This is a genomic window from Pseudomonas vancouverensis (assembly GCF_004348895.1).
In the GTDB taxonomy this organism is placed as follows: Bacteria; Pseudomonadota; Gammaproteobacteria; order Pseudomonadales; family Pseudomonadaceae; genus Aquipseudomonas; species Aquipseudomonas vancouverensis.
The window spans coordinates 408456-433287 of the sequence record NZ_RRZK01000008.1 but is presented as its reverse complement, the minus strand read 5'-3'; the positions used below and the strand labels follow the sequence as shown (position 1 = coordinate 433287).

Annotated in this window: 19 protein-coding genes; 11 read left to right on the top strand and 8 right to left on the bottom strand. The window is 61.7% G+C overall.

Going from position 1 to position 24832, the window contains the following annotated elements:
* The first annotated feature begins 10 nt into the window (after positions 1-10).
* The 6 genes from EIY72_RS09605 to EIY72_RS09580 all read left to right on the top strand — a co-directional run bounded on the left by EIY72_RS09605 (position 11) and on the right by EIY72_RS09580 (position 9091).
* The gene (locus EIY72_RS09605; protein ID WP_093219444.1) at positions 11-1426 is read left to right on the top strand and encodes a sigma-54 interaction domain-containing protein; all 1416 of its coding nucleotides are present in this window, start codon (positions 11-13) and stop codon (positions 1424-1426) included.
* A gap of 291 nt (positions 1427-1717) precedes the next feature.
* Positions 1718-3109: a GntP family permease gene (locus tag EIY72_RS09600; protein ID WP_093219440.1), complete on the top strand. Its 1392-nt coding sequence runs from the start codon at positions 1718-1720 to the stop codon at positions 3107-3109.
* A 7-nt stretch (positions 3110-3116) separates the two neighbouring features.
* Positions 3117-3890, top strand: a complete 774-nt coding sequence (gene hbdH, locus EIY72_RS09595; RefSeq protein ID WP_093219435.1) for a 3-hydroxybutyrate dehydrogenase — start codon at positions 3117-3119, stop codon at positions 3888-3890.
* 186 nt (positions 3891-4076) lie between these two features.
* Positions 4077-6032, top strand: coding sequence for an acetoacetate--CoA ligase (locus EIY72_RS09590; protein WP_093219432.1), 1956 nt, complete (start codon positions 4077-4079; stop codon positions 6030-6032).
* Positions 6033-6226: 194 nt separating this feature from the next.
* Complete coding sequence (locus EIY72_RS09585; RefSeq protein WP_093219428.1) at positions 6227-8764, top strand: PAS domain-containing hybrid sensor histidine kinase/response regulator; 2538 nt, start codon at positions 6227-6229, stop codon at positions 8762-8764.
* Positions 8765-8815: 51 nt separating this feature from the next.
* Positions 8816-9091 (top strand): peptidylprolyl isomerase, encoded by a 276-nt coding sequence (locus EIY72_RS09580; protein ID WP_007933743.1) that lies wholly within the window; start codon positions 8816-8818, stop codon positions 9089-9091.
* A 201-nt stretch (positions 9092-9292) separates the two neighbouring features.
* Here the strand turns inward: EIY72_RS09580 and EIY72_RS09575 are convergent, their stop codons facing one another.
* From EIY72_RS09575 to EIY72_RS09540, 8 genes are all read right to left on the bottom strand, one after another.
* Positions 9293-10213, bottom strand: coding sequence for a sugar kinase (locus EIY72_RS09575; RefSeq protein ID WP_093219423.1), 921 nt, complete (start codon positions 10211-10213; stop codon positions 9293-9295).
* A 57-nt stretch (positions 10214-10270) separates the two neighbouring features.
* Positions 10271-11488 (bottom strand): amino acid deaminase, encoded by a 1218-nt coding sequence (locus EIY72_RS09570; protein ID WP_093219419.1) that lies wholly within the window; start codon positions 11486-11488, stop codon positions 10271-10273.
* 39 nt (positions 11489-11527) lie between these two features.
* Entirely contained in the window at positions 11528-12292 is a 765-nt protein-coding gene (locus EIY72_RS09565; protein WP_093219415.1) for an IclR family transcriptional regulator, read from the bottom strand.
* 173 nt (positions 12293-12465) lie between these two features.
* Positions 12466-12855 carry a RidA family protein gene (locus tag EIY72_RS09560; protein WP_093219410.1) on the bottom strand — a complete coding sequence of 130 codons (390 nt, stop codon included), beginning with the start codon at positions 12853-12855 and terminating at the stop codon, positions 12466-12468.
* Positions 12856-12884: 29 nt separating this feature from the next.
* On the bottom strand, positions 12885-13679 hold the full coding sequence (locus EIY72_RS09555; RefSeq protein ID WP_093219405.1) for an amino acid ABC transporter ATP-binding protein: 795 nt from the start codon (positions 13677-13679) through the stop codon (positions 12885-12887).
* Entirely contained in the window at positions 13676-14338 is a 663-nt protein-coding gene (locus EIY72_RS09550; RefSeq protein WP_093219402.1) for an amino acid ABC transporter permease, read from the bottom strand. The genes EIY72_RS09555 and EIY72_RS09550 overlap by 4 nt, the downstream gene beginning before the upstream one ends.
* An 8-nt stretch (positions 14339-14346) precedes the next feature.
* A complete protein-coding gene (locus EIY72_RS09545; protein ID WP_093219398.1) occupies positions 14347-15009 on the bottom strand; it encodes an amino acid ABC transporter permease in 663 nt (220 codons plus the stop codon).
* A 52-nt stretch (positions 15010-15061) separates the two neighbouring features.
* Entirely contained in the window at positions 15062-15910 is an 849-nt protein-coding gene (locus EIY72_RS09540; protein WP_093219395.1) for a transporter substrate-binding domain-containing protein, read from the bottom strand.
* Between the two features lie 471 nt (positions 15911-16381).
* Here EIY72_RS09540 and wecB point away from each other — a divergent pair, with 471 nt between their 5' ends.
* From wecB to EIY72_RS09515, 5 genes are read left to right on the top strand one after another with little or no spacing between them, the layout of a single operon-like run.
* Positions 16382-17536 carry a non-hydrolyzing UDP-N-acetylglucosamine 2-epimerase gene (gene wecB / locus EIY72_RS09535; protein WP_093219392.1) on the top strand — a complete coding sequence of 385 codons (1155 nt, stop codon included), beginning with the start codon at positions 16382-16384 and terminating at the stop codon, positions 17534-17536.
* The gene (gene nfrB, locus EIY72_RS09530; RefSeq protein WP_093219389.1) at positions 17533-19707 is read left to right on the top strand and encodes a cyclic di-3',5'-guanylate-activated glycosyltransferase NfrB; all 2175 of its coding nucleotides are present in this window, start codon (positions 17533-17535) and stop codon (positions 19705-19707) included. Before wecB ends, nfrB begins: the two co-directional genes overlap by 4 nt.
* Positions 19704-22868 (top strand): NfrA family protein, encoded by a 3165-nt coding sequence (locus EIY72_RS09525; RefSeq protein ID WP_093219384.1) that lies wholly within the window; start codon positions 19704-19706, stop codon positions 22866-22868. The genes nfrB and EIY72_RS09525 overlap by 4 nt, the downstream gene beginning before the upstream one ends.
* Entirely contained in the window at positions 22868-23746 is an 879-nt protein-coding gene (locus tag EIY72_RS09520) for a DUF4434 family protein (protein WP_093219381.1), read from the top strand. Before EIY72_RS09525 ends, EIY72_RS09520 begins: the two co-directional genes overlap by 1 nt.
* Complete coding sequence (locus EIY72_RS09515; protein ID WP_093219376.1) at positions 23730-24806, top strand: GGDEF domain-containing protein; 1077 nt, start codon at positions 23730-23732, stop codon at positions 24804-24806. The genes EIY72_RS09520 and EIY72_RS09515 overlap by 17 nt, the downstream gene beginning before the upstream one ends.
* The last annotated feature ends 26 nt before the right edge of the window (positions 24807-24832 follow it).

Below are 24832 nucleotides of genomic sequence, written 5' to 3'. Positions count from 1 at the left end.
ATCAGAATCGATGAACACCACCGAAAGCCTCAAGGACTACCAGCGCGTGCGCCTGCTGGCGATCCGCTCACTGTTCGAGATCATCGAGCAATCGAGTGAGGGCACGGTGATTGTCGACCGCGACGCCAACATCGTCTGGATGAACGAGCGCTACGCCCGGCGCTTTGGTCTGGAATCCGCCGAAAGTGCCATCGGCAAGCCCTGCGAAAGCGTGATCCCCGGCAGCTTGTTGCGCGAAGTGGTGCGCACCGGCCGTCCGATCCTGCTCGACATGCAGGACACACCCAAGGAACCGCTGGTGGTCATGCGCCTGCCCATTCATGACGATGCCGGCGTGGTGATCGGTGCCATCGGCTTTGCGCTGTTCGATGAATTGCGCAGCCTGTCACCGATGCTCAAGCGCTACATGAGCATGCAGGAAGAACTCGCCTCTACCCGTTCGCTGTTGCGAGCGCGCCAGACCCGATACAACTTCGCCCACTTCATCGGTACCAGTGCCGCCAGCCTGGAGGTCAAACGCCGGGCACGCCGCAGCGCCAGCACCGAGTCACCGGTGTTGTTGCTCGGAGAAACCGGAACGGGCAAGGAGCTGCTCGCGCAAGCCATACACAATGCCTCGCCACGGGCGCACAAGACGTTTGTCAGCGTCAACAGCGCGGCGATTCCCGAGTCATTGCTGGAAGCCGAGTTCTTCGGTACCGCGCCTGGCGCCTTCACTGGCGCCGATCGCAAGGGTCGCGCCGGCAAATTGCAGATTGCCCAGGGCGGCACCCTGTTTCTCGATGAAATCGGCGACATGCCGCTGCCACTGCAAAGCAAACTGCTGCGGGTGTTGCAGGAAAAGGAATTCGAGCCAGTGGGCTCCAACGAAGTGATCCAGAGCGATGTGCGGGTGATCGCTGCGACGTCCACTGACCTTGAAGCGGCGATCAAGCGCGGCGAATTTCGCGCCGATCTTTACTACCGTCTCAATGTGCTGCCAATCCAGGTGCCGCCGTTACGCGAGCGTCTTGACGACGTGCCGGCGCTCAGCGAAGCCATTCTCGAGGAACTGCGCAGCCAGCATGAATTGCATCACGAAGCCTTGGTGCTGCTCGGGCAACACGCCTGGCCGGGCAACATCCGCGAACTGCGCAACGTGCTGGAACGTGCAGCGCTGCTCAGTGATGACCTGCGCCTGACGGCGGCGGATATTCGTGGGGCCATCGGCACCTTCACACCCGTGGCGCGCATGACACCGCAGGCCATCGAGCCCTTGACCCAGGAAACCTTCAGCGCGGCGCGAGAGCGCTTTGACCGACATCTGATTGAAACCACCCTCGCGCAATGTGGGGGGAAAGTGATTGAGGCGGCGGCGCGGTTGGGGCTGGGACGCTCCACTTTGTACAAGAAGATGGTGGCGCTGGGGATTGCAGAGTCTCAATAGAGGGACACACATCTCTTTTGGTAGAACTTGCCTCTTCTCGGGCAGGCTCGTTCCCACAGAGGCCGCGCTTTTCAAGTAACTCCGCTAAACCTGTGGGAGCGAGCCTGCTCGCGAAACGGCCAGTCCTGACAGCAAACGTCTCAAAATAGAGACGGCATTCTCAATCTTTATCCATCCAGCATAAACATTTCCTTATATTTCAATCAGTTATAGCTCTGGCACGAAACTCGCTAACAGCACTCCCTACCAGATTTCACCTATACAAAAATAACAACCCAGGAGAGACACACCATGAGTGTGATCATTGCCTTGGCAGCCCTCGCGCTGCTGATGCTGGCTGCCTACCGTGGCTACAGCGTGATTCTATTTGCCCCGATTGCCGCCCTTGGTGCGGTCCTGCTGACCGACCCTTCCGCCGTCGCCCCTGCTTTCACCGGGGTTTTCATGGAGAAAATGGTCGGTTTCATCAAGCTGTATTTTCCGGTGTTCCTGCTCGGCGCGGTGTTCGGCAAGTTGATCGAACTGTCGGGCTTCTCCCGCTCGATCGTCGCTGCGGCGATTCGCCTGCTCGGTACCCGTCAGGCGATGCTGGTGATCGTGCTGGTCTGTGCCCTGTTGACCTACGGCGGCGTATCGCTGTTCGTGGTGGTGTTCGCGGTGTACCCGTTTGCCGCCGAGATGTTCCGCCAGAGCAACATCCCCAAGCGCCTGATCCCGGCGACCATTGCCCTCGGCGCCTTTTCGTTCACCATGGACGCCCTACCCGGCACCCCGCAGATCCAGAACATCATCCCCAGCACCTTCTTCAACACCACCGCCTGGGCCGCGCCATGGCTGGGCCTGATCGGCACGATTTTCGTGTTCTGCGCCGGCATGCTGTTCCTGCAGCGCCAGCGCAATAAAGCCCAGCGCGCCGGTGAAGGTTACGGCACCGAGCTGCGCAATGAGCCGGAAACCGCCGCCGATCTCAAGCTGCCCAACCCTTGGCTGGCGCTGTCGCCGTTGCTGGCGGTGGGCATCATGAACCTGCTGTTCACCCAGTGGATTCCGCAGTGGTACGGCAAGACCCACAGCCTGGCGCTGCCGGGCATGGCCGCGCCGGTAACGACCGAGATCGCCAAGCTCACGGCGATCTGGGCGGTGCAGGCGGCGCTACTGGTCGGCATCCTCATGGTGCTGGTGTTCGGCTTCCAGGCGATTCGCAGCAAACTCGCCGAGGGCAGTAAAAGTGCGGTCAGCGGCGCGTTGCTGGCGGCGATGAACACCGCTTCGGAATACGGCTTCGGCGCGGTGATTGCGTCCTTGCCGGGCTTCCTGGTACTGGCCGACTGGCTCAAGAGCATCCCCAATCCGCTGGTCAACGAAGCGATCACCGTCACCCTGCTGGCCGGCATCACCGGGTCTGCGTCGGGGGGCATGAGCATCGCGCTGGCGGCGATGTCCGAACAGTTCATCAGCGCCGCCCATGCGGCCAACATTCCACTGGAAGTCCTGCATCGGGTGGCGGCCATGGCCAGCGGCGGTATGGACACCCTGCCGCACAACGGCGCGGTGATCACCCTGCTCGCGGTCACCGGCTTGACCCACCGCGAAGCCTATAAAGACATTTTCTGTATTACGCTGATCAAGACCCTGGCGGTTTTCGTGGTGATCGGCACCTTCTACGCCACCGGCATTGTGTGAGGTATTCATGACGACTCTTTCCGGCAAGACTGCATTGGTCACCGGCTCCACCAGCGGCATCGGCCTGGGCATCGCTATGTGCCTGGCCAAGGCCGGCGCCAACCTGATCCTCAACGGCTTTGGCGATGCGTCCAAGGTGATTGCCGAAGTCGCGCAGTTTGGCGGCAAGGTCGGCCATCACCCGGCCGATGTCAGCGACCCGGCGCAGATCGCCGACATGATCGCCTATGCCGAGCGCGAGTTCGGTGGTGTCGACATCCTGGTCAATAACGCTGGCATCCAGCACGTCGCCAGCGTGGATGAGTTTCCCGTGGAGCGCTGGGACTCGATCATCGCCATCAACCTGTCGTCGGTGTTCCACAGCACGCGCTTGAGTCTGGCTGGCATGCGCGCCAAGGGCTGGGGCCGGGTCATCAACATTGCCTCGGTGCACGGTCTGGTGGGTTCGGTCGGTAAAGTGGCTTACGTGGCCGCCAAGCATGGGGTCATCGGCCTGACCAAAGTGGTTGCCCTGGAAAACGCCACCAGCAATGTCACCTGCAACGCCATTTGCCCTGGCTGGGTGCTGACGCCGCTGGTGCAGAAGCAGATCGATGACCGCGCCGCCAGTGGCATCGATCCGCAGCAGGCGCAGCATGATCTGCTGGCGGAAAAGCAGCCGTCTCTGGAGTTCGTCACGCCGACGCACCTGGGTGAGCTGGTGCTGTTCCTGTGCAGCGAGGCCGGCAGCCAGGTGCGTGGTGCGGCGTGGAATGTGGATGGTGGGTGGCTGGCTCAGTGATCAGACGTTAAAACTTTGTGGCGAGGGAGCTTGCTCCCGTTGGGTGGCGAAGCCGCCCTATGACCTGGGTCGGTGATGATCAAACACACCGAATCAGCCGGATTTGCGCCTGCCTCGCAGCCGAACGGGAGCAAGCTCCCTCGCCACAAAAAACAGACCGAGTGCATTCATAAGAAGAGGCACCTTATGTCCGAAGTACAGTGGCAACCCAGTGCCGAGCGCATCAGCAAGAGCCGCATGGAAGCCTTCCGGCGCTTCGTCAATCAGCGTCATCATCTCAAGATCGATGACTACCCCGCCCTGCACCAGTGGTCCATCGAGCAACGCCCGGACTTCTGGCAGGCCATCGTCGACTTCTTCGACATCCGCTTCCATGAACAAGCCGATACAGTGCTGCTCGAAGGCAGCGAGATGCCCAGCGCGCAGTGGTTTCCCGGCGCCACCCTGAACTTCGCCGAACACTTGCTGCATCGCCGCGACGACGCAATCGCAGTGATCGCCATTGGCGAAAACGGCCAGCGCGAACACCTGAGCTGGGCGGAACTGGCCGAACAGGTCGCCGGTTTCCAGCACAGCCTGATCGCCGCCGGTGTCGGCCTCGGCGACCGGGTTGCCGCCTGCATGCCCAACACCTGGCAGACCCTGGTGGCCATGCTCGCCACCACCAGTCTCGGGGCGGTCTGGTCCTGTTCTTCGCCGGATTTCGGCACCCAGGGCGTGGTCGACCGTTTCGGTCAGATCGAACCCAAGGTGCTGGTGACCTGCGCCGGTTACCGCTACGCCGACAAAGACATCGATCAGACCGCCAAGATCAACGAGATTCTGCAGCGGCTGCCATCGCTGCAACAATTGATCGTAGTGCCCTACGCACGCCCTCAGGCACACATCGTCGACTTCCACACCACGGCCAACGTCACGCTGTGGGACGACTTCTACGAGCCCGGCGGCGAACCGGATTTCACCCCGGTGCCCTTCGACCACCCGCTGTACATCCTCTATTCCAGCGGCACCACCGGTGTGCCCAAGTGCATCATCCACAGCACCGGCGGCGTGCTGCTGCAACACGTCAAGGAGCACGGCCTGCATGTCGATCTCGGCCCTGGCTCGCGGCTGTTCTACTACACCACCTGCGGCTGGATGATGTGGAACTGGCTGGTCTCGGCGCTGGCCGTGGGCAGTAGCGTGGTGCTGTATGACGGCTCGCCCTTCGAGCCCGATGCGCAACGCCTGATCGACCTGATCGACGACGAAGCCATCAGCGTGTTCGGCACCAGCCCCAAATTCCTCGCGACCCTGGAAAGCAGCGGCGTGAAACCTCGGCAAAGCCATGACCTGAGCAGCCTGAAAACCTTGCTGTGCACCGGCTCCGCGCTGTCGCCGCAGAGTTATGACTACGTCTATCGCGATGTGAAAAACGATCTGTGCCTGGCGTCGATGTCCGGTGGCACCGATATCGTCTCGTGCTTCGTCAACGGCAATCCGCTGCAAGCAGTACGGCGTGGCGAAATCCAGGGCAAGAGCCTGGGCATGGCGGTCGAAGTGTGGAACGACGACGGCCACGGGGTGATCGGTGAAAAAGGTGAACTGGTTTGCATCCGGCACTTCCCGGCGATGCCGATCGGCCTGTGGAACGATCCCGCCGGGGAAAAACTCCGTGCCTCGTATTTCAGTCAGTTCCCCGGCGTGTGGGCGCAAGGCGACTATGCCGAACAGTTGCCCCATGGGGCGATGATGATTCACGGGCGTTCCGACGCGGTGCTTAATCCCGGCGGCGTGCGTATCGGTACCGCGGAGATCTATCGGCAGGTGGAGAAAGTCTCCGAGGTGCTCGACTGCGTCGCCATCGGCCAGCAGTGGCAGGATGACGTGCGCGTGGTGCTGTTCGTGCGTTTAAGCGAAGGCATCAAGCTGGACGAAACCCTGCAACAGCAGATTCGCCAGGTCATTCGCAGCCACACCACGCCACGGCATGTGCCGGCGAAGATTGTCGCGGTGACGGACATTCCGCGAACCATCAGCGGCAAGGTCGTGGAACTGGCGGTGCGCAATGTGGTGCACGGGTTACCGGTGAAAAACACCGATGCGCTGGCCAATCCCGAAGCGCTGGAGCAGTTCCGTAACAGGCCCGAACTCAACACCTGAAGCGCCACGAAAACCTGTGGGAGCGAGCTTGCTCGCGATGAGGGAGGAACATTCAACAGATATGTCGACTGGCACTGCGCTTTCGCGAGCAAGCTCGCTCCCACACTGACCGCTCAAGCCCCGGACTCAGCGAGCCTCTGCCACCTGTGCAAGAATAGCCCCAGCCCAAGCGATTTTTTGTGCAGGACTCAGCGATGAACGCACCACCCACCGCCAGCGATGCCCAGGCCCTGATAGCCCGAATTGACTGGGCCGCCAGCCCGTTGGGCGATGCGGGCAACTGGCCGCAAAGTCTGCGCACCGCCGTCGACATCGTGATTCACTCGCCCATGCCGATGCTATTGCTGTGGGGACCACAGCTGACGCAGATCTACAACGACGGCTTCGCCCTGCTGGCTGGCAACAAGCATCCGCAGGCATTCGGACAACCAGCCCACCTGACCTGGCCGGAGCTCAAGGACTTTACCGACCCGATCTACAGCGCCGTCCTGCAAGGCCAGGTGCGCACCTACAGTGAGCAACGCTTTACCCTGCAGCGCGACGGTGGCGATGCCGACTTCTGGCTCGACCTGACCTACAGCCCCATTCGCGATGAAAATGCCCAGGTCGCCGGCATCCTCGTCACGGCCATTGAGACCAACGAGCGCCGACGCATCGCCCTGGAGCTCGAACAACGTTCGGCCGCCAGCCTCAAGGCCCAGCGCGAAACCGAAGAGCGCCTGCAACTGGCCCTCGCCGCCACGGACGCCGTCGGCACCTGGGACTGGGACATTGCCGAGGATCGTTTCATTGCCGATGCGCATTTCGCTCAGTTACATGGCATCGACCTGGCCAGGGCCGGTCAATTACCCATCAGCGAGTATCTGCACGGCGTGCACCCGGAAGACCGGGCGATGATCGCCCGCAGTATCAAGCACTGCATCACCCACGGCACCGAGTACGCCGAGGAATACCGTTTGCTGCAATCCGACGGGCAGATCCGCTGGGTATTCGCCCGCGGCCGTTGCTACAAGGACCATCACGGGCGGCCGATCCGCTTCCTCGGTGCAGCCCTGGACCTGACCGAACGCAAGAGCACCGAGCAAGCCTTGCGCCAGAGCCAGACCGAACTGCAGCTGATCATCAACGCGATGCCGATCCTGATCAGTTACGTGGACCGCGAAGAACGCTTTCGCCTGAACAACTCCGCTTACCTCAACTGGTATGGCTACACGCCCCAGGAACTCTATGGGCGCAGCATTCTCGAAGTGCTCGGAGAGGACGCCTACGCGTTGCGCGCGCCCTATATAGTCCAGGCCCTGTCCGGCAAGCCCTGCTGTTTCAGCATCAGCACGCCACACCGTGACGGCAGCCTGCGCCATGCCCTGATGAACTACTTGCCGCGTCACGGTGCAGACGGCGCGGTCAACGGTTTCTACATCTTCGTCATCGATGAAACCGAGCGTAAGCAAACCGAAGAAGCCCTGCGCAATCTCAACGAAACCCTTGAAGAACGGGTCAGCGCCCGCACCCAGCAACTGGCAGAAGCCAACGAGCGCCTGCAAAACGAGATGTTCGAACGTGAGCGTGCGGAAGACGCCCTGCGTCACGCGCAAAAAATGGAAGCGGTTGGCCAGCTCACCGGCGGCATCGCCCATGACTTCAACAACATGCTCACTGGCATCATTGGCAGCCTCGACCTGATGCAACGCTACATTGCCGAAGGCCGCACTGACGAAATCGGACGCTTCACAGAAGCTGCCGTGTCCTCGGCCAACCGTGCTGCCGCCCTCACCCATCGCCTGCTGGCGTTCTCGCGGCGCCAGTCGCTCAATCGCAAGCCGTTGAACGCCAACGAACTGATCCACTCCCTGGAAGACCTGCTCAGCCGCACCACCGGCGATCACATCGAACTCAAGCTGCGTCTGGCGGATAACCTGTGGCAGGTCAACACCGACGTCAGCCAGCTGGAAAACGCCCTGTTGAACCTGGTCATCAACGCCCGCGATGCGATGCCCGATGGCGGCGAATTGCAGATCGAAACTGCCAATGTCTACCTCGATGGCAGCGACATCACCACCCTGGAACCGGTCAAGGCTGGCGACTACGTGATGATTGCCGTCAGCGACAACGGCATCGGCATGACGCCCTCGGTATTGGCCAAGGCCTTCGACCCGTTCTTCACCACCAAGCCCATCGGCCAAGGTACGGGACTGGGCTTGTCGATGATCTATGGCTTTGCCCAACAATCGGGCGGTCATGTCAGTCTGTTCAGCCTTCCAGACCGCGGCACCAGCGTGCGGTTGTACCTGCCGCGCCTGCTTTGCGTACCGGTTGAAGACGTCCTGACGCCGGTGGTCAACCAGGCGCCGGCGGCGATTGCCGGTGAAGCGGTGGTGCTGGTCGAAGACGATGCGGCGGTGCGCATGCTGGTCATGGACCTGCTCAACGAGCTGGGTTATCGCGCGTACGAAGCCGAAGATGCCAGGAGCGCGCTGCCAGTGCTCGAGTCTGACCGGCGCATTGACCTGTTGGTGACCGATGTCGGCTTGCCGGGTATGAACGGCCGGCAGCTGGCGGAAATCGCCCGCCAGCATCGGCCTGGGCTCAAAGTGCTGTTCATGACCGGCTATGCGGAAATCGCCGCCGAACGCCAGGGTTTCCTTGAGGACGGCATGGACATGGTCGCCAAACCGTTTTCCATCGACCTGCTGGCCAACAAGATCCGCACGATGATCAGTCAATCCCACTGACTTGAGGCATAATCCCGCGCCCCGATGTCACCACCGCAGCAAGGTACCTCCATGAAAGCTCAAGCCCGCCATATCCTGGTGAAAACCTCGGAAGAAGCCGAGCAGCTCAAGCAACGCATCGCCAAGGGCGAAGCCTTCGATGTGCTGGCCAAGAAATATTCGACCTGCCCGTCCGGCAAGCGCGGTGGTGACCTGGGTGAAGTGCGGCCAGGGCAAATGGTTGGCGCGATCGACGCGGTGATTTTCAAGAAGCCGCTGCGGGTGGTGCACGGGCCGATCAAGAGCAAGTTCGGTTATCACCTGGTGCAGGTGTTTTACCGGGATTGACCCAGCAGGGCCCTGTGTCAGGTCAGATCCGCAACCATAACTCCAGATTACAAATCCATCCTGTGGCGAGCGAGCTTGCTCGCGTTGGGCTGCGTAGCGGCCCTAAAAACTGTGAGCGCTGCGCACTCAAGCGGGAGCAAGCTCCCTCGCCACAAGGGCATCCCTGACTACAACAGCATCCCTCACCACAACAACTGAGAATCAGCCTCGGGGAATCAACGCCCCCGGCACCTGAATCACCCGGCTGGCCAGTCGATGCCCGGCCTCGGCCGCGTCCGCCGGGCTGGCGCCCTTGAGCCGCGCAGCGAGATACGCCGCACTGAACGAATCCCCCGCCGCCGTGGTGTCCACCACACGCTCGACTTTCTGCGCCGGTACTTCGAACGACTCACCGGCACAACGAATCAGGCAAGTCTCGGCACCACGCTTGAGCACCACTTCCGGCGTGCCGATCTGCTCATACGCCGTGAACACCGCCTCACAGTCGACGTAATCGAACAGCGCCTGCTCGTCATCCACGGTCAACAAGGCGATGTCGACAAAGGGCAAGACGCTGCGATACGCCGCGCGGGCCTCCTCGACTGACGCCCACAGACGCGGCCGGTAGTTGTTGTCGAATACAATGCGCGCATTTCGCTTGCGGGCCTGGCTCAAGACTTCCAGCAATCTCTCCCGGCCCTGGACACCGAGGATCGCCAGGGTAATGCCACTGAAATACAGCACGTCGTATTCCGGCAACGCCGCAAGAATCGGTGCCGCTGCCGGCGTGGTGAAACAATCGCGTACCGCCGCTTCATTGCGCCAGTAGAGGAAACGCCGTTCCCCGGCAGCATCGGTCTGGATGCAATACAGGCCCGGCAGCCGCCCCGGCAAACGCTGGACCATGCCCAGGCCGATGTTCTCGGCCGCCCAGCTTTGGCACATGGCATCACTGAAGCTGTCATCGCCCAGCGCGGTGACGTAATCGACGACGCCTTGCTCGCCGAGTTCGCGGGACAGGTACACCGCCGTGTTCAAGGTGTCGCCGCCGAAGCTTTGCTGCAGGCTGCCGTCGGCGCGATGTTGCAGTTCAATCATGCATTCGCCGATGAGGGCGATGCGTGGGGGGTTGCGAGTGTTCATGGTGGTGGGGTCTCTGGTATTCCGGTGGTGTCTGGGCAATCGCAGCGGTCTCAAGCCCTAGAAACAGGTTTCCATGGTCTCGATGACGTTCAACTGCTCATCCACCAGGCAGCCGACACGCCACTTGTCAAAGGTCAGGCACGGGTGCGATGTGCCAAAGGAAATGATGTCGCCCACCCGCAACTCAACGCCCGGTGCCACGGTCATGAACGCATGCTGGTCCATCACCGCCGTCACCTTGCACGCCCCCACGTCGTCACCCGTCGCCGGCAGCACCCCGGCTTTGTAGCGCAGCAATGGCACCGGCAAGCCGGCGTCGTAGGCCACGTCACGCTTGCCCAGGGCAATCACCGCAAAGCCCGGCTCCGGCAACGATTGCACGTGCGCCCAGACTTCCAGCGCCGGGCGCAGGCCTTCGTGCAGGTCGCTGCGACGGTCCAGCACGCAGCATTGCGCCTCCTTGTAGATGCCATGGTCGTGGGCCACGTAGCTACCCGGCCGCAGCACGCTGAGGAAACGTCCGGCGGCGTTCTGCGCTTCGAACTCTTCGGCGATCAGGTCGTACCAGGCTGAACCCGACGCGGTGATGATCGGCTTGGCAATGGCGAACGCGCCGCTGTCCTGCAACTGCACCGCCAGGCGCACCAGGGATCCGGCGAACGCACGAATGCCGCTGATGGCGTGATCACCATGAATCACCCCTTCGTAACCTTCGATCCCGGTCAGGGCCAGTGCCGGTTGCGCGGCGATGGCTTGGGCCAGGTCGAGGACCTCCTGTTCGCTGCGGCAACCGCAACGACCGCCAACCACGCCGTACTCGATCATTACATTCAGACGCACCCCGCGTGAGGCGAAGTAGGCACCGAGGTCGGCCACGTTGTCCGGGTGATCGACCATGCAGTAGAAATCGAAATCCGGGTCCGCCAGCAGGTCGGCGATCAATGCCATGTTCGGCGTGCCGACCAGTTGATTGGCCATCAACACCCGGCGCACGCCATAGGCATAGGCCGCGCGGGTTTGCGTGGCGCTGGCCAGGGTGATGCCCCAGGCGCCGGCGTCCAGTTGCCGACGAAAAAGCGCCGGGGTCATGCTGGTCTTGCCGTGGGGTGCCAGCTCTGCACCGCTGTTGCTGACGAACGCCTGCATCCAGCGAATGTTGTGCTCCAGCGCCTCGCGGTGCAGGACCAGCGCCGGCAGGCTGACGTCACGTACCAGGCTGGCGCCCGTCGCGGCGGCGCCTTTGTCGACGTTGGCAGTATTGGGGGCAGAAGACATGGTCGAACTCCTCACATTCGCGGCCGCAATCAGCCGCGGTTATTCATTGATGCGCCGCGCCAGGCTGTTGGCACTCTCAATCAGCACGCGGCGGTATTCGTTGTAATGGGTCTTGGCATCGGCGCGCGGTGCGACGATGCACAAGGTGCAAATGGCCACGCCCTTGGCGTCCTTGACCGGTGCGGCAAAGCAATGGGTAAAGGTGTCGGCCACACTGTCGAAAGAGAAAAATCCGTCGATGCCGGCCTGGCGGATTTCCTTGAGAAACCGCTCCAGCGGCAGGCGTTCGCCGTCGGGCAGGATGAAGTCGTCGTGGTCGATCAGGTCGACGATCTCCTGATCACTCAGGTGCGCCAGCAGCAAGCGCCCGGAGGCCGTCCACGGGATCGGCGCGTTTTCGCCGATGTCCGAGGAAATACGAAAATGCCGCTCGCCCTCCTTCATCAGCGCCACCGTGTATTTGCGCCCGTTGAGCAGGCACATCTGCGCCGTTTCATGGGTCTGGCTGACGATCTCCTGCAAGGCGTGATCGGCCTCACGGGTCAGATCGAAGTGGCGTAGATGTGCCTGGCCAAGGAAGTACAACTGGCGGCCTAGGTAAACGTGACCGTCCTTGCCCACCGGCTCCAGGATGCGCCGCTCCAGCAGGGATGCCACCAGTTCGTAGACCGTGGACTTCGGACTGCCGATACCGTTGGCGATGTCGTTCGGGCGCAGGGGCTGGCCGATTTCCTTGAGGAAATCGAGGATATCGAACGCCCGGTCCAGACCGCGTGCCCGGCGCTTGATGGTGTCTTCGGTCATCTTTCAGGTTCCCATTCAAAGTGCCGGGAGTTTACCCAGGGTGTTGCGGTGACTGTTAGGCCGCCATCGCGAGCAAGCTCGCTCCCACAAGGTTCTGTGTGCTGCCACATAATTCAGCCACAGCCTCAATCCCTGTGGGAGCGAGCTTGCTCGCGATGCAGGCCACGCAAACCTCAAGCCTTTTTCTTGTACGCAATGCAGTCGATCTCGACCTTGCAATCGACCATCATGTGCGCCTGCACACAGGCCCGTGCCGGGGCGTGCTCGGGTTTGAAGTACTCGGAAAACACCTTGTTGAAACTGGTGAAATCCCGTGGGTCTTCCAGCCACACGCCGGCACGCACCACATCTTCCAGGCCGTAACCGGCCTCCTGGAGAATCGCGATCAGGTTCTGCATGGTCTGGTGGGTCTGCTCGACGATGCCACCGACAATGATCTCGCCATCCTTCGCCGGCACCTGGCCGGAGACGTGCAGCCAGCCATCGGCTTCAACGGCGCGGGCGAAAGGACGCGGCGTGCCGCCAGCGGCGGTGCTGCCGGTGCCGTATCGAGTAATGCTCATGAGGGTTTCTCCTGATTGAAATTAAGTATTTAAAACCGCGTGCTCTTGAGAAATTCCGCCAGACGCGGCGACTGTGGGCGCTCGAACAGGTCCTTGGGTGGCCCCTGCTCTTCAATACGCCCCTTGTTCATGAAAACGATCTTGTCCGAGACTTCGAAGGCGAAGCGCATTTCGTGGGTCACCAGCAGCATGGTCATGCCGTCATCCGCCAGGCCCTTGATCACGTTGAGCACTTCGCTGACCAGTTCAGGGTCCAGCGCTGACGTCACTTCGTCGAACAGCATCAGGCTCGGATTCATCGCAATCGCCCGGGCAATCGCCACGCGCTGCTGCTGACCGCCGGACAACTGGCCCGGATAGTGATCGCGACGCTCCAGCAGGCCGACCCGCTCCAGCCATTTTTCCGCGAGTGCCACTGCCTCGTCCTTGTGCAGCTTTTTCACCTTGAGCAAGCCGAGGGTGACGTTCTGCAAGGCGGTCAGGTGCGGGAACAGGTTGAACTGCTGGAACGCCATGCCGGTCATGGCGCGATGACGGGCAATGACCTTTTCCGGGTGGCGAATGCGTTTGCCGTTGACCTCGTCATAACCGATGGATTCGCCGTCGAGCAGGATCTGCCCGCCCTGGAATTCCTCAAGCATGTTGACGCAGCGCAACAGCGTGGTCTTGCCCGAACCGCTGGAGCCGATCAGCGTCACCACGTTGCCGCGCTGCATGGTCAGGTCGACGCCCTTGAGCACTTCGAGCTGGTCGTAACGCTTGTGCAGGCCGCGAATGTCCAGCAGGGGTTGGCCGTTTTGTGCATTGGATTGAGTCTGTGTCATGGCAAAGCCACCCGCTTTTCAATGTGCCGGCCGAGTAACTCGATGCCGTAGTTGATGACGAAGAACAGGAAACCGGCGAACAGGTAAAATTCCAGGGTCATGAAGGTCCGGGCGATGATCTGCTGGGTGCTGAGCAACAGCTCGGCGACACCGATCACCGACAACAGGGTCGAGGCCTTGACGATCTCGGTGGACGAGTTGACCCAGGTCGGCAAAATCTGCCGCAAGGCCTGGGGCAACAGCACATAACCCAAGGACTGATAGAAGGTCAGGCCGATGGCCTTGCTCGCCTCCATCTGCCCACGGGGCAACGCCTGCAACGCACCGCGCACGATCTCGGCGACGTGGGAGCCGCAGAACAACGTCAAACCCAGGGCCCCGGCCTGAAACGCACTGATCTGCCAGCCCAGTGCCGGCGCCATGTAGAAGCACGCCAGCACCAGCACGAACACCGGTGTGCCGCGAATCACATCGACGTAGAAACGAAACGGCGCGCGCATCCAGAACTTGCCGTAGGTCAGCACCAGCCCGGTGACAACACCCAGCAACGTGCCGAGCAGAATCGCCAGCGCCGACACCTGCACGCTGGTCAAAAAGCCTTGCCACAAAACGTCCCGCGCCACCCACAACTCATGCAACCAACTGGGGGATTCGTACATGGGGCCTCCTATCGGCGGATCGCCAGGCGCTGCTCGAGGTAACGCAGCAGCATGGCAATGAGGTAACAGGCCGCAACATAGAGCGCCGTGGTCACCAGCCAGGTTTCGATCACCCGGTAGCTCTCGACATTGATCTTGCGCGCGTAATAGGTCAGCTCCGGCACGGCGATGGCGGCCGCCAGCGAGGTGTCCTTGAACAGCGAGATGAAGTTGTTCGACAGCGCCGGCAATACGTTGCGCAGCATCACCGGCACTGTGACGTAGGCCTTGACCTGCCACTCGCCCAGGCCGATGGCCAGGCCCGCCTCACGCTGGCCCTTGGGAATGCTCAGCAGACCGCCGCGGAACACTTCGGTCAGGTACGCCCCGGCATACAGCGACAGGGTGATGATGAACGAGGGGATCTTGTCCAGGCGGATCCCCAGGCTCGGCAGGGCAAAGTAGATCAACAGAATCAACACCAGGATCGGCGTGTTACGAATCACCGTGACATACACCGACGCCAGCACCCGCAAGGCGCGGTGCCTGGACAGCAAAGCAAACGCCATCGTCAGGCCGATCACACAGCCGATGGCGATCGACACCAGCGCCAGTTGCAGGCCCAGGCCGAGCCCCGCCAGCAAGGTGTCGAAATCGCGCCACACGGCGGCAAAATTCAACTGATAGTTCATGGTCAGCAGTACCTTGAGCGGGGCGATTCATGATCGCCCCGCTCTCACGGGATCATTTGAATTCGACGGGGAAACCGATGGCCGGCGACGGCAGATCTACGCCGAACCATTTTTTGAACGATGCCGCGTAAGTCGGGAACTCAACACCGGTCATGGCTTCATGCAAGGTGGTGTTGACGAAGTTCAGCCAGTCCTGATCGCCGCGCTTGACTGCGCACGCGTAGGTCTGCGGGCTCCAGGCGTAAGCCGGGCTGCGGTAGCGGCCAGGGTTCTGCACCATCAGGTATTTGACCGAAGACTGGTCGGTGGCCGCCGCGTCGGCACGGCCGGAGTTCACCGCCTGGTACATCAGGTCGACGCTGTCGTACTGGTCGACCTTGGCCTTGGGCAGCGCCTGGTGCACCAGCTCTTCGGCGTAGACGTTTTGCAGCACCGCCACGGTGACCTTGTCGCCGGCCGCCTGCATGTCATCGATTTCCTTGTACTTGCTGTTCGCCGGCAACAGCAGGCCGACGCCTTCGCGGTAGTACGGCAGGGTGAACGCCACTTGCTGGGCACGGCTGGCGGTCACGGTGATGAACTGGCAACTGATGTCGACCTTGTCGGTCAGCAGGTTGGGAATCCGCGCATCGGAAGACTGCACCACGTACTCGACCTTGTCCGGGTCATTGAACAGGCCCTTGGCAATCATGTGCCCGATATCGATATCGAAACCCTGCAACTTGCCGTCCGCGCCCTGGAAGTGCCAAGGCGCATTGGTGCTGCCCGTCCCGACAATCAGCTTGCCGCGGGCCAGAACGCTATCGAGCTTGCTGTCCGCGGCCTGGGCTACACCCACGGCAGCGGCAGTGGCCGCGAAAAGAAAAACACACGCTTTGAACAAGGAAGGACGGCGATGCATGGCAAGCACTCCAGGGTCATGTTTATTCCGCTATACCGGAAGTAGGTATGTAACAACGGAACAGACAGCAGAAAGTGTGCCACAGGACATCAGACGTTTCCCAGTGCATTTGAAAACTGAACACAATCAATGAGATGGCAAATCATCGCGAAGCGGTGTTACTGCGCACCCCAATGACGAGCGCTACCGTTGGCCACAGGGTGCGGGTAGCCGGGCCCCAAACGGGTGCGCAACACCGGTCGTTGCCCCGTTACCGGACGCTGACTGCTTAAAGGATTCACTTTCCTGTCCCCCGCCTGCGCCCTCTGCGCGGGTTTTTTCCGCGAGAAAACCCTGCGGATGCCTCTATCCCGCTCCCCGGCGAATTGGACAACCCCGGTTTCGACTGCTTTTATTCAAGTTCCAGACAGGTATGAAATGAAGGCCGGGCACCCAGCCGCGACAGCCTTTCACGAAGTTCCAGGAGGATGAATGTCTTTCAAGGTGATGATGGTTTTCGGCACACGACCGGAGGCCATCAAGATGGCCCCCCTCGCACGGGTCCTGCGCAACTGGCCCGGTATTGATCTCAATATCTGCTCCACCGGCCAGCATCGGGAAATGCTCAAGCAGGTCCTCGACTCCTTCGAACTGGCCGTCGACGAAGACCTGCAGGTGATGACCCAGGGCCAGACCCTCAACGGTCTGTCCCAGCAACTGCTGGCGCACCTGGACAGTGCCTACGAGCGGGTCAAGCCGGACATCGTGCTGGTCCACGGCGACACCACCACCAGCTTCATCGCCGCCCTCGCCGCCTTCAACCGGCAGTTGCCGATCGGCCATGTCGAGGCCGGTTTACGCACCGGTAACCTGCGTGCTCCCTGGCCGGAGGAAGCCAATCGGCATTTGACCGGCGTCATCGCCGACCTGCATTTCGCCCCGACCACCAAGAACGAGGACAACCTGCTGCGCGAAGGCGTGCCCAAGGCCAACATCGAGGTGACGGGCAATACGGTCATCGACGCCCTGGTGTGGATGCGCGAGCACCAACAGGCCAGCGGTTGGCACCCTGCGGCCGACTCACCGCTGGCTGTGCTCGATGACAGCCGGCGCATGGTATTGATCACCGGGCATCGTCGGGAAAACTTCGGCGGCGGTTTCCGCAACATCTGCCTCGCGCTGGCCACCCTCGCCCAGCGTTACCCCGATGTGCAATTCGTTTACCCGGTGCACCTCAATCCACAAGTGCAAAACGCCGTGTACGGCGTGCTCTCGGACAAACCCAACATCTATCTGGTGGCGCCGCAGGATTACCAGCACTTCGTCTGGCTGATGGGCCGCGCGCATTTCATCATTACCGATTCCGGCGGCATCCAGGAGGAAGCCCCGGCGATTGGAAAACCCCTTCTGGTGCTGCGTGATGTCACCGAGCGGCCCTCGGTGCTCGAGGGCGGGACGGTGCTGCTGGTAGGCACCGACACCGACCGCATCGTCAAACAGGCCAGCCTGCTGTTCGATGATGAGGACACCTTCCAGCGCATGAGCCGGGTGAACAGTCCCTATGGCGACGGACATGCCAGCGAGCGTATCGCCAACCGCCTCGGCGTCTGGCTCAAACACCGCGCGAACGCGGGTAAAGCGGTATGAGCCTGGGTTTTGTCGATTTCTTTGCCTATGTGCTGTTCGGACTCAAATACCTCGCCATTACCCTCGCGCTGTTGATGTTCATCCTCGGGCTCGATGACCTGTTCATCGATATCGTTTACTGGGGACGCAAGCTGATCCGCCGCTGGCGGATCTACGAAAAATTCAAGCGCGCAGACGAAGAGCGCCTGTACTCCATCGCTGAAAAACCCCTGGCGATCATGGTGCCGGCGTGGAATGAAGTCGGTGTGGTCGGTGAAATGGCGCGCCTGGCCGCCTCGACCATCGACTATGAGAACTATCAGATTTTTGTCGGTACCTACCCCAACGACGCTGAAACCCAGGCCGACGTCGATGCGGTCTGCCTGCACTACCCCAACGTGCACAAGGTGGTGTGCGCCCGGCCCGGCCCGACCAGCAAGGCCGACTGCCTGAACAACGTCATCGACGCGATCCTGCGTTTTGAAAGCGACGCGAAAATCCAGTTTGCCGGGTTCATCCTGCACGATGCCGAAGACGTGATTTCGCCGATGGAGTTGCGCCTGTTCAACTACCTGCTGCCCGCCAAGGACCTGATCCAGATCCCGGTCTACCCCTACGCGCCGGAATGGAAAGGTTTTACCGCCGGGCACTACGTCGACGAGTTCGCGGAAAACCACGGCAAGGACGTCATCGTGCGTGAAGCCCTGACCGGCCAGGTGCCGAGCGCCGGGGTCGGCACCTGCTTCAGCCGCAAGGCCATCAGTGCCCTGCTCGAAGACGGCGATGGCATCGCCTTCGATGTGCAGAGCCTGACTGAAGATTACGACATCGGTTTCCGCCTCAAGCAAAAGGGCATGAAGTGCATCTTCGCCCGCTACTCGGTGAGCGACCCGAAGCTGGCGCTGGAACAGCCCTGGGCATTCGGCATGGATCGCTCGTTTTCCCAGGTCATCTGCGTGCGCGAACACTTTCCCCGGGACCTGCAACACGCGATCCGGCAGAAATCGCGCTGGATCGTCGGCATCGTCTTCCAGGGCACCAAGAACCTCGGCTGGAGCCCCAAGGGCCTGCTCAACTACTTTCTCTGGCGCGACCGTCGCGGCTTGATCGCCTACCTGTTGAGCTTCCTGGTCAACTTGCTGTTTGTGGTGCTGATCGCCATGTGGCTGGTCACGGTGATCGCGCCCAATGCCTGGCGTTATCCATCGATCCTTTCCGACAGTACCCTGTTGTCCACCCTGCTCTGGCTCAACGGTTTCATGCTGCTTAACCGCCTGTTCCAGCGTTGCTGGTTCGTCACCCGCTACTACGGTCTGGGCGAAGGCCTGTTGTCGGCCCCGCGGATGATGTGGAGCAACTTCGTCAATTTCTTCGCCAACCTGCGGGCGCTGCGTCAGGTCATGGAAATGGGCGATTCGCGCCGCGTGGCGTGGGACAAGACCACCCACGAATTCCCGGCATTGGCCCAGGCCCAACGCACGCCGCTGGGTCACCGACTGGTGGAAAAAGGCCTGCTGAACGAAGATCAACTGGAAGCGGCGGTGACCAACCCGGTCCGTCGACGCCTGGGTCAGGAACTGTTGCTGCGTGGCCATATCGACACCACGCAACTGGTGCAGACCCTGGCCGAGCAATTGGACCTGGAATGGGCGCCGCTCAATCCGTTCAAACTCGACAAACGCCTGATCGATGCCGTGCCGCGCAAGATCGCCACCCACTACGGCGTACTGCCGGTGGCCGAGGAAGGCGACACCCTGGTGCTGGCCTCGGAGGGCCCGGTGAGCCAGGTGTCCCTGGGCGCCATCAGCCGCCAGTTGAAACGCCCGGTACGTTGTCGTCTCGCACCGCAAGGCCGTGTCACTTTGGGTATTCGCTATTGGTATCCCGGGCCTCGGCAAAGCGAGGACGTGCGCCAGATGCTCCAGGTACTGGAACAGCATCAGGACGATGAAGCCTTGATCGAACGCATCAGCCATCACCAGGTGCTGCTGGGCACTCTGCTGCAAGTGCGCGGCATGGTGCCGCCGACGCTGTTCAACCAGGCGCTGATCGATTTCGACGCCTCGCAGATGTCCCTGGGCGAACACCTGATCGAACGCGGCATGATCACTCAGGACGTTCTGGAGCAGGCGTTGGCCGATCAGCACAAAGAACAGAACGCCGCCTACCAGATCGCCCGGGAGTACGCATGAAGCCAGTCAATCGTCATGCCCTGCTGGTCGGTAGCCTGATGTTGAGCCTGAGCGGCGCAGCCTGGGTGCAGGCCGCGCCCCTGAGCGATTTTGAACAGTTCCGCAGCTACCCCTACATGGACCGCAGTTACCGCGAAGCGAAAAAAGGCAACTGGACCGAGGTCGAGCGCCTGATGCGCCACTTGCTGAGCAAGGTGCCGAACAACGACGAGGCCCGCGCCTTGCTCGTGCAATCGCTGGCCAAGCAACGCCGCTACAAGGACGCCGTGCAGGCACTGCCGGACAATCCGCAGAACAGCGAGGCCCTGCTCAACCTGCGCCTGACCTGGATCGAACAGGACCCGCCGGGCAGCGACCTGGTGGAACAGTGGATCGCCACCAGCAACCTGAACCAGCGCGTGCGCTTGTGGCAGGCCTACAGTTTGAGCCTGGCCAAGTTCGGCGGCGCCGGTCGCGCCCACGACTGGCTGGCGCAACTGCCCCCCAAAGGTGATGACAAGATCCTGCACATGGCCCGGGCCAACTGGTCCGAGCAATTGCGCGACTGGAACGGCACCATCGAACAACTCGCGCCACTGGCCGCGAAGAACCAGCTCGATGCCGATGGCTGGCAACGGCTGGCCAATGCTTATGTGCAGCGTCTGGACGAAGAACCGCTGCAAAAGCTGCTGCAAAAACCGCCCAGCCCGGAAGCGGCGCGCAAAGCCCGGCTGGCCATGGTCGATCGCGCCATTGCCATGGGCCACGTCCAGCAGGCCCAGCGCTGGATGCAATCGCTGCCGGCGGCTGACCTGGCCGATCCAGCCCAGCGTCAACGCCTGTGGGAACTGGCCCGGCAAACCGACGACAGCGCCACCGTGCAGCGCTTGAGTAGCGAGTTGCAACGACCTTGCCTGGAGACCGCCGAGTGGCTGTCCCGGCACGACCCACAAGCGGCACTCGCTCAGTTGCAGGGTTGCTCACCCGATGCCGACCCCAAGACCTGGCTGATCCTCGCCCAGCGCCTGCAAGCGACGCAGCTGTTGCAAAGCACGCGTCTGCCGGAGCCGTGGGATACGCGGCGTCGCGACAGTCTGCTGCAGAGCTGGCAAGACGAGGGCCGCAGTGACAAGGTCATGGCCTATCTCGCCAGCCAGCCGCAAACCGCCGACGTGACCAGGCGCCGCGCCGAATTGTTGCAGAAGCAAGGCCGCAACAGCGAAGCCGCGACGCTCTGGGAGCGCCATTACCAGCAGACCGGCAACCTCAATTCACTCAATCAGGCAACCTACCTGGCGTTGAACGCCGGTCAGCGCGATCACGCGCAACAGTTACTGGAAAACGCCTACGACCGTCACGGCGGCAAGCTGCCGACCGCGATGCTGCAACGCTTGGCCGGGCTTTACGCCTCGTCGTCGCCGACCCCGGCGCAACAGCAACGCATGGTCTCCTTGCTCAACCGCGTAGACCCCGCCACCCGTGGTCAACTGCTGGCACAACTGGCGGAAAATGGTCAGTGCACCGCCGTGCAGCAGGTTATTGGCGAGCATCCGCAATCGGCGGGCGACTACCGCGCCCTCGGACGTTGCGCAATGCCGGATCGGCCGGGCGAGGCAGTGGTGTATTACCAGACCGCGGAAAAACTCGGCGATCGCAACAGCCGCCTGCCGTTGGCTTACGCGCTGGAAGCTGCCGGCGACTCTGCCGGTGCCATGAAGATCTGGCGCAGCATCCCCGACAGTGAACTGAGCGACAACGCTCGCCTTACCGCCAGTCGCAGCGCGCTGACGGCTGGTGACGCAGCGAGCGCCGAGCGCTACTGGCAGCAAAGCCGTAGCCGTGGCGCCAACGAATGGGCCTTGGGCGCGGCCATTGCCGACGCGCGCGGGGATCACAGCCTGGCCTTGCAACGCCAGCGCGAAGCCCTGAAGCAGGCACCGGACGCCGAGCATTTCTACGCCGCCTCAGTCACCGCGCAGAAAGCCGGTGACCTGCCGCAAAGCAATGCGTGGCTGGCCGAAGCCGTGCGTCGCGATCCGCAAAACCCGCGTTACCGCGCCGATTACGGCGTGCGCCTGGCCAGTGCGGACACCAAGGAAGAACGCGCCAAAGCCATTCCTTACCTGCAACAAGCCACCAAGGATTTCCCGGAAGATTATCGCCTCGGTGAAACCCTGGCCTGGCGTTATGACGAAGTGGAAGACAGCGCGGCGGCCCGCAAGGAACTGGAAAGAATCATCGACCTGGAACAGAACCCGGTAGCAGCCGACGACGAGGACGGCAGTATGGAAGCGCGTCGCTATCGTCAGCGCCGCGCCCACGAAACCCTGTCGCGTCGTGATAGCAGGACCATTGCCAGCACCTGGTCACCGGCCGGGACGTCCACCAACGACTTCCTGCGCCCGGACCAGAGCACCGGCTCGCAACGTCGCGCGACCTCGCAGAACGTGCAACTGGCGATGTGGGACCATGCCCTCGGCGACGAACCCAGCCGTGCCGGCAGTACATTGTCGCTCTATGGGCGGGTGTTGCTGGGTGGCGTCGGCCGCTGGAACTACGCCGAGTCCGTCGGCACCGGTGTCGGCTTGCGCTACAAGCCCTGGGGCACCGCGAACATCAACTTCTACGGCGAGATCTACAAGCAGAGCCAGTTTGACGACGAGGACAACCAGCATCTGAACCTGGGAGAGATGCTGGTCCCGGAGAAACTCCTCGATCAGCTCAACGATCATCGCAAGGACGGCCACACCAGCACCGATTACCTGCTGCGTTCCACGGCGTCGTTCCTCGATCAGGGGCGCTTCCGCAACGATTGGCGGGTTGACGAAAACGACTGGGAGGAACGTTTTCTCTACCTCGACGCGGCATGGTGGACCAAGGCTGGCGATCACCAATGGCTGTCGCGCTTCCAGCAGGGGCACACCTGGAAACTGCCGTTCAACGGCGCACAGACCCTGATGCCCTACGGCTTCCTCGAATTCGCCAGCCAGGACCCGAGCAACGACTGGCGCCAGGACCTGCGCACCGGTCTCGGTCTGCGCTGGCAATGGTGGTTCAACGATGACATCTACAACGCCTACCGCGCGCACCTGACCGTGCGCACCGAATACCAGCAGTCGCTGGGTGGCAACTTGTATGAAGGGGGTGATGGCGTGCTGGTGGGCGTGGAGTTGAATTTCTGATGAAGCGATTTCTCTTACTGGCCTGCCTGCTGTTGACCAACACCCTGGTGGCGGCAGACGAACGGATTTTCTATCAGCCGCTGAACGTCGACGCCAGCCTGAGCCCGGCGCAATGGCAACGTGTCTGGCAGGACAGCGCCAAACAAGGCGCCCACACCGTGATCGTGCAATGGACGGCCTACGGCGATGCGGACTTCGGCGGCCCGGGGGGCTGGCTGGCCAACAGCCTGAAACAGGCCCAGGCCCAGGGATTGAAACTGGTGCTGGGACTGCGCATGGACCCGGCCTATTACCAACGCATCAATGAACTGGACAGCGCCGGTCTGGCCACCTACTGGCAGGCGCAACTGGGGCAATCGCTAACCCAACAGCAGAAGCTGCGCAAGGACTGGAAACTGCCGGTCAGTGGCTGGTACCTGCCGATGGAGCTGGACGACCTGCACTTTCTCGCCCCTGATCGCAGGCAAACCCTGCAGCGTCAGCTCAAGGACCTGGCCGGCAAACTCGATGCGCCGCTGCACGTCAGCGTGTTCAACGTGGGCAAACTGGCGCCGCAGGTGAACGGCCAGTGGCTGGGTGAGCTGGCCAACGCCGGCATTCAGGTCTGGTGGCAGGACGGCGCCGGCACTGGCCGGTTGTCGTCGGTGGTGCGCAACGGCTACGCCAGTGCGCTGCCCTGCTCCGTCGGCATCGTGCAGGAAGCATTTCGTCAGGTCAGTGCCGAGGGCCAGCCGTTCAAGGCTGAACCGGTGCCCTTGCAAGCGGTGCCGACAGCGTGTCACCCGACCGCGGTGTTCTCCCTGCGCTACCGGCCATGGGGCAAGGTGATTCTCGACAACCAGCACAAGAACAAGGCCAGCGATGTACAAAACCATTGAAGACGAAGTACTGAAAAAGGCCGCCCCCGCTGAACTGAAAGCCGAGTTCCTGCAACACGAATTCGAGCGCCTGCACAAGTTCTGCCTGCTGATCTATGTCGCCAGCAGCGTGATCTGGATTGTCTACGACCTGATTCTGAGTTTCATCGGCGGCCAGCCGTTCACCTGGCGTTCACTGGTATTTTTCGCCGTCTTCGCGATCATCATTATCATCCTGACGTTTACCCGCCAGGTTCGGCATTTTGACTGGCTCAATCTGCTGTTCGTCGCCACCATCACCTACGGCTCGCGCTTACTGACCGAGGGCTTGCCCGTGACTCACCAGCCCGCGTGGCTGTTGCTGGCCGCCTCGACGACCCTGTTCAGCGCCTCGGTCCTGCCACTGAGTCGCTGGTCCTACTTTGCCGCACAGGCCATTACCTGGACGTTGCTCAACCCTTTCTACGGCACCGGCATCGTGCTGCACGAATTCAAAGGGATCATGGCCGTCAGCTACACGGTTTTTCTCGGTGCCCTGACGATCTACAGCTTCCTGACGCTGAACAAGGTCAAGCTCTACAACTTCATCATGTCCCGGCTGTTGCTGGACCAGGCCTATATCGACACGCTCACCGCAATACCCAATCGCCGCTCGTTCATGACCCGCGCCGACCTGCAGATGAACAAAGTGCCTCGCGAACAGGGTCATTACCTGGCCATGGTCGATATCGACAACTTCAAGAAGGTCAACGACGTCTACGGCCACGACATTGGCGATGAGGTGCTCGCGCGCGTGGCCGCGAACATCAAATCGGTGATGGCCGATTTCGACTATGCACGGTTGGGCGGTGAAGAGTTCGCGATTTACCTGGCCGGGGTGAGCCATGAAACCATGGCCGCGCTGGCCACCGAGCTATGTCGGGTAGTTCGTGAACAAACCACCCGACATCCGGTGACCATCAGTATCGGCCTGGCGCAGGTACTGGAAGGTGAAACCCTGAATCAGGCGCTAAAAAAGGCGGATGAGGCGCTGTATGAATCCAAGCACACGGGCAAGGACCGGTACACCTTTCATCAGTGAGTCATGGGCCATCACATCCGGCCCAT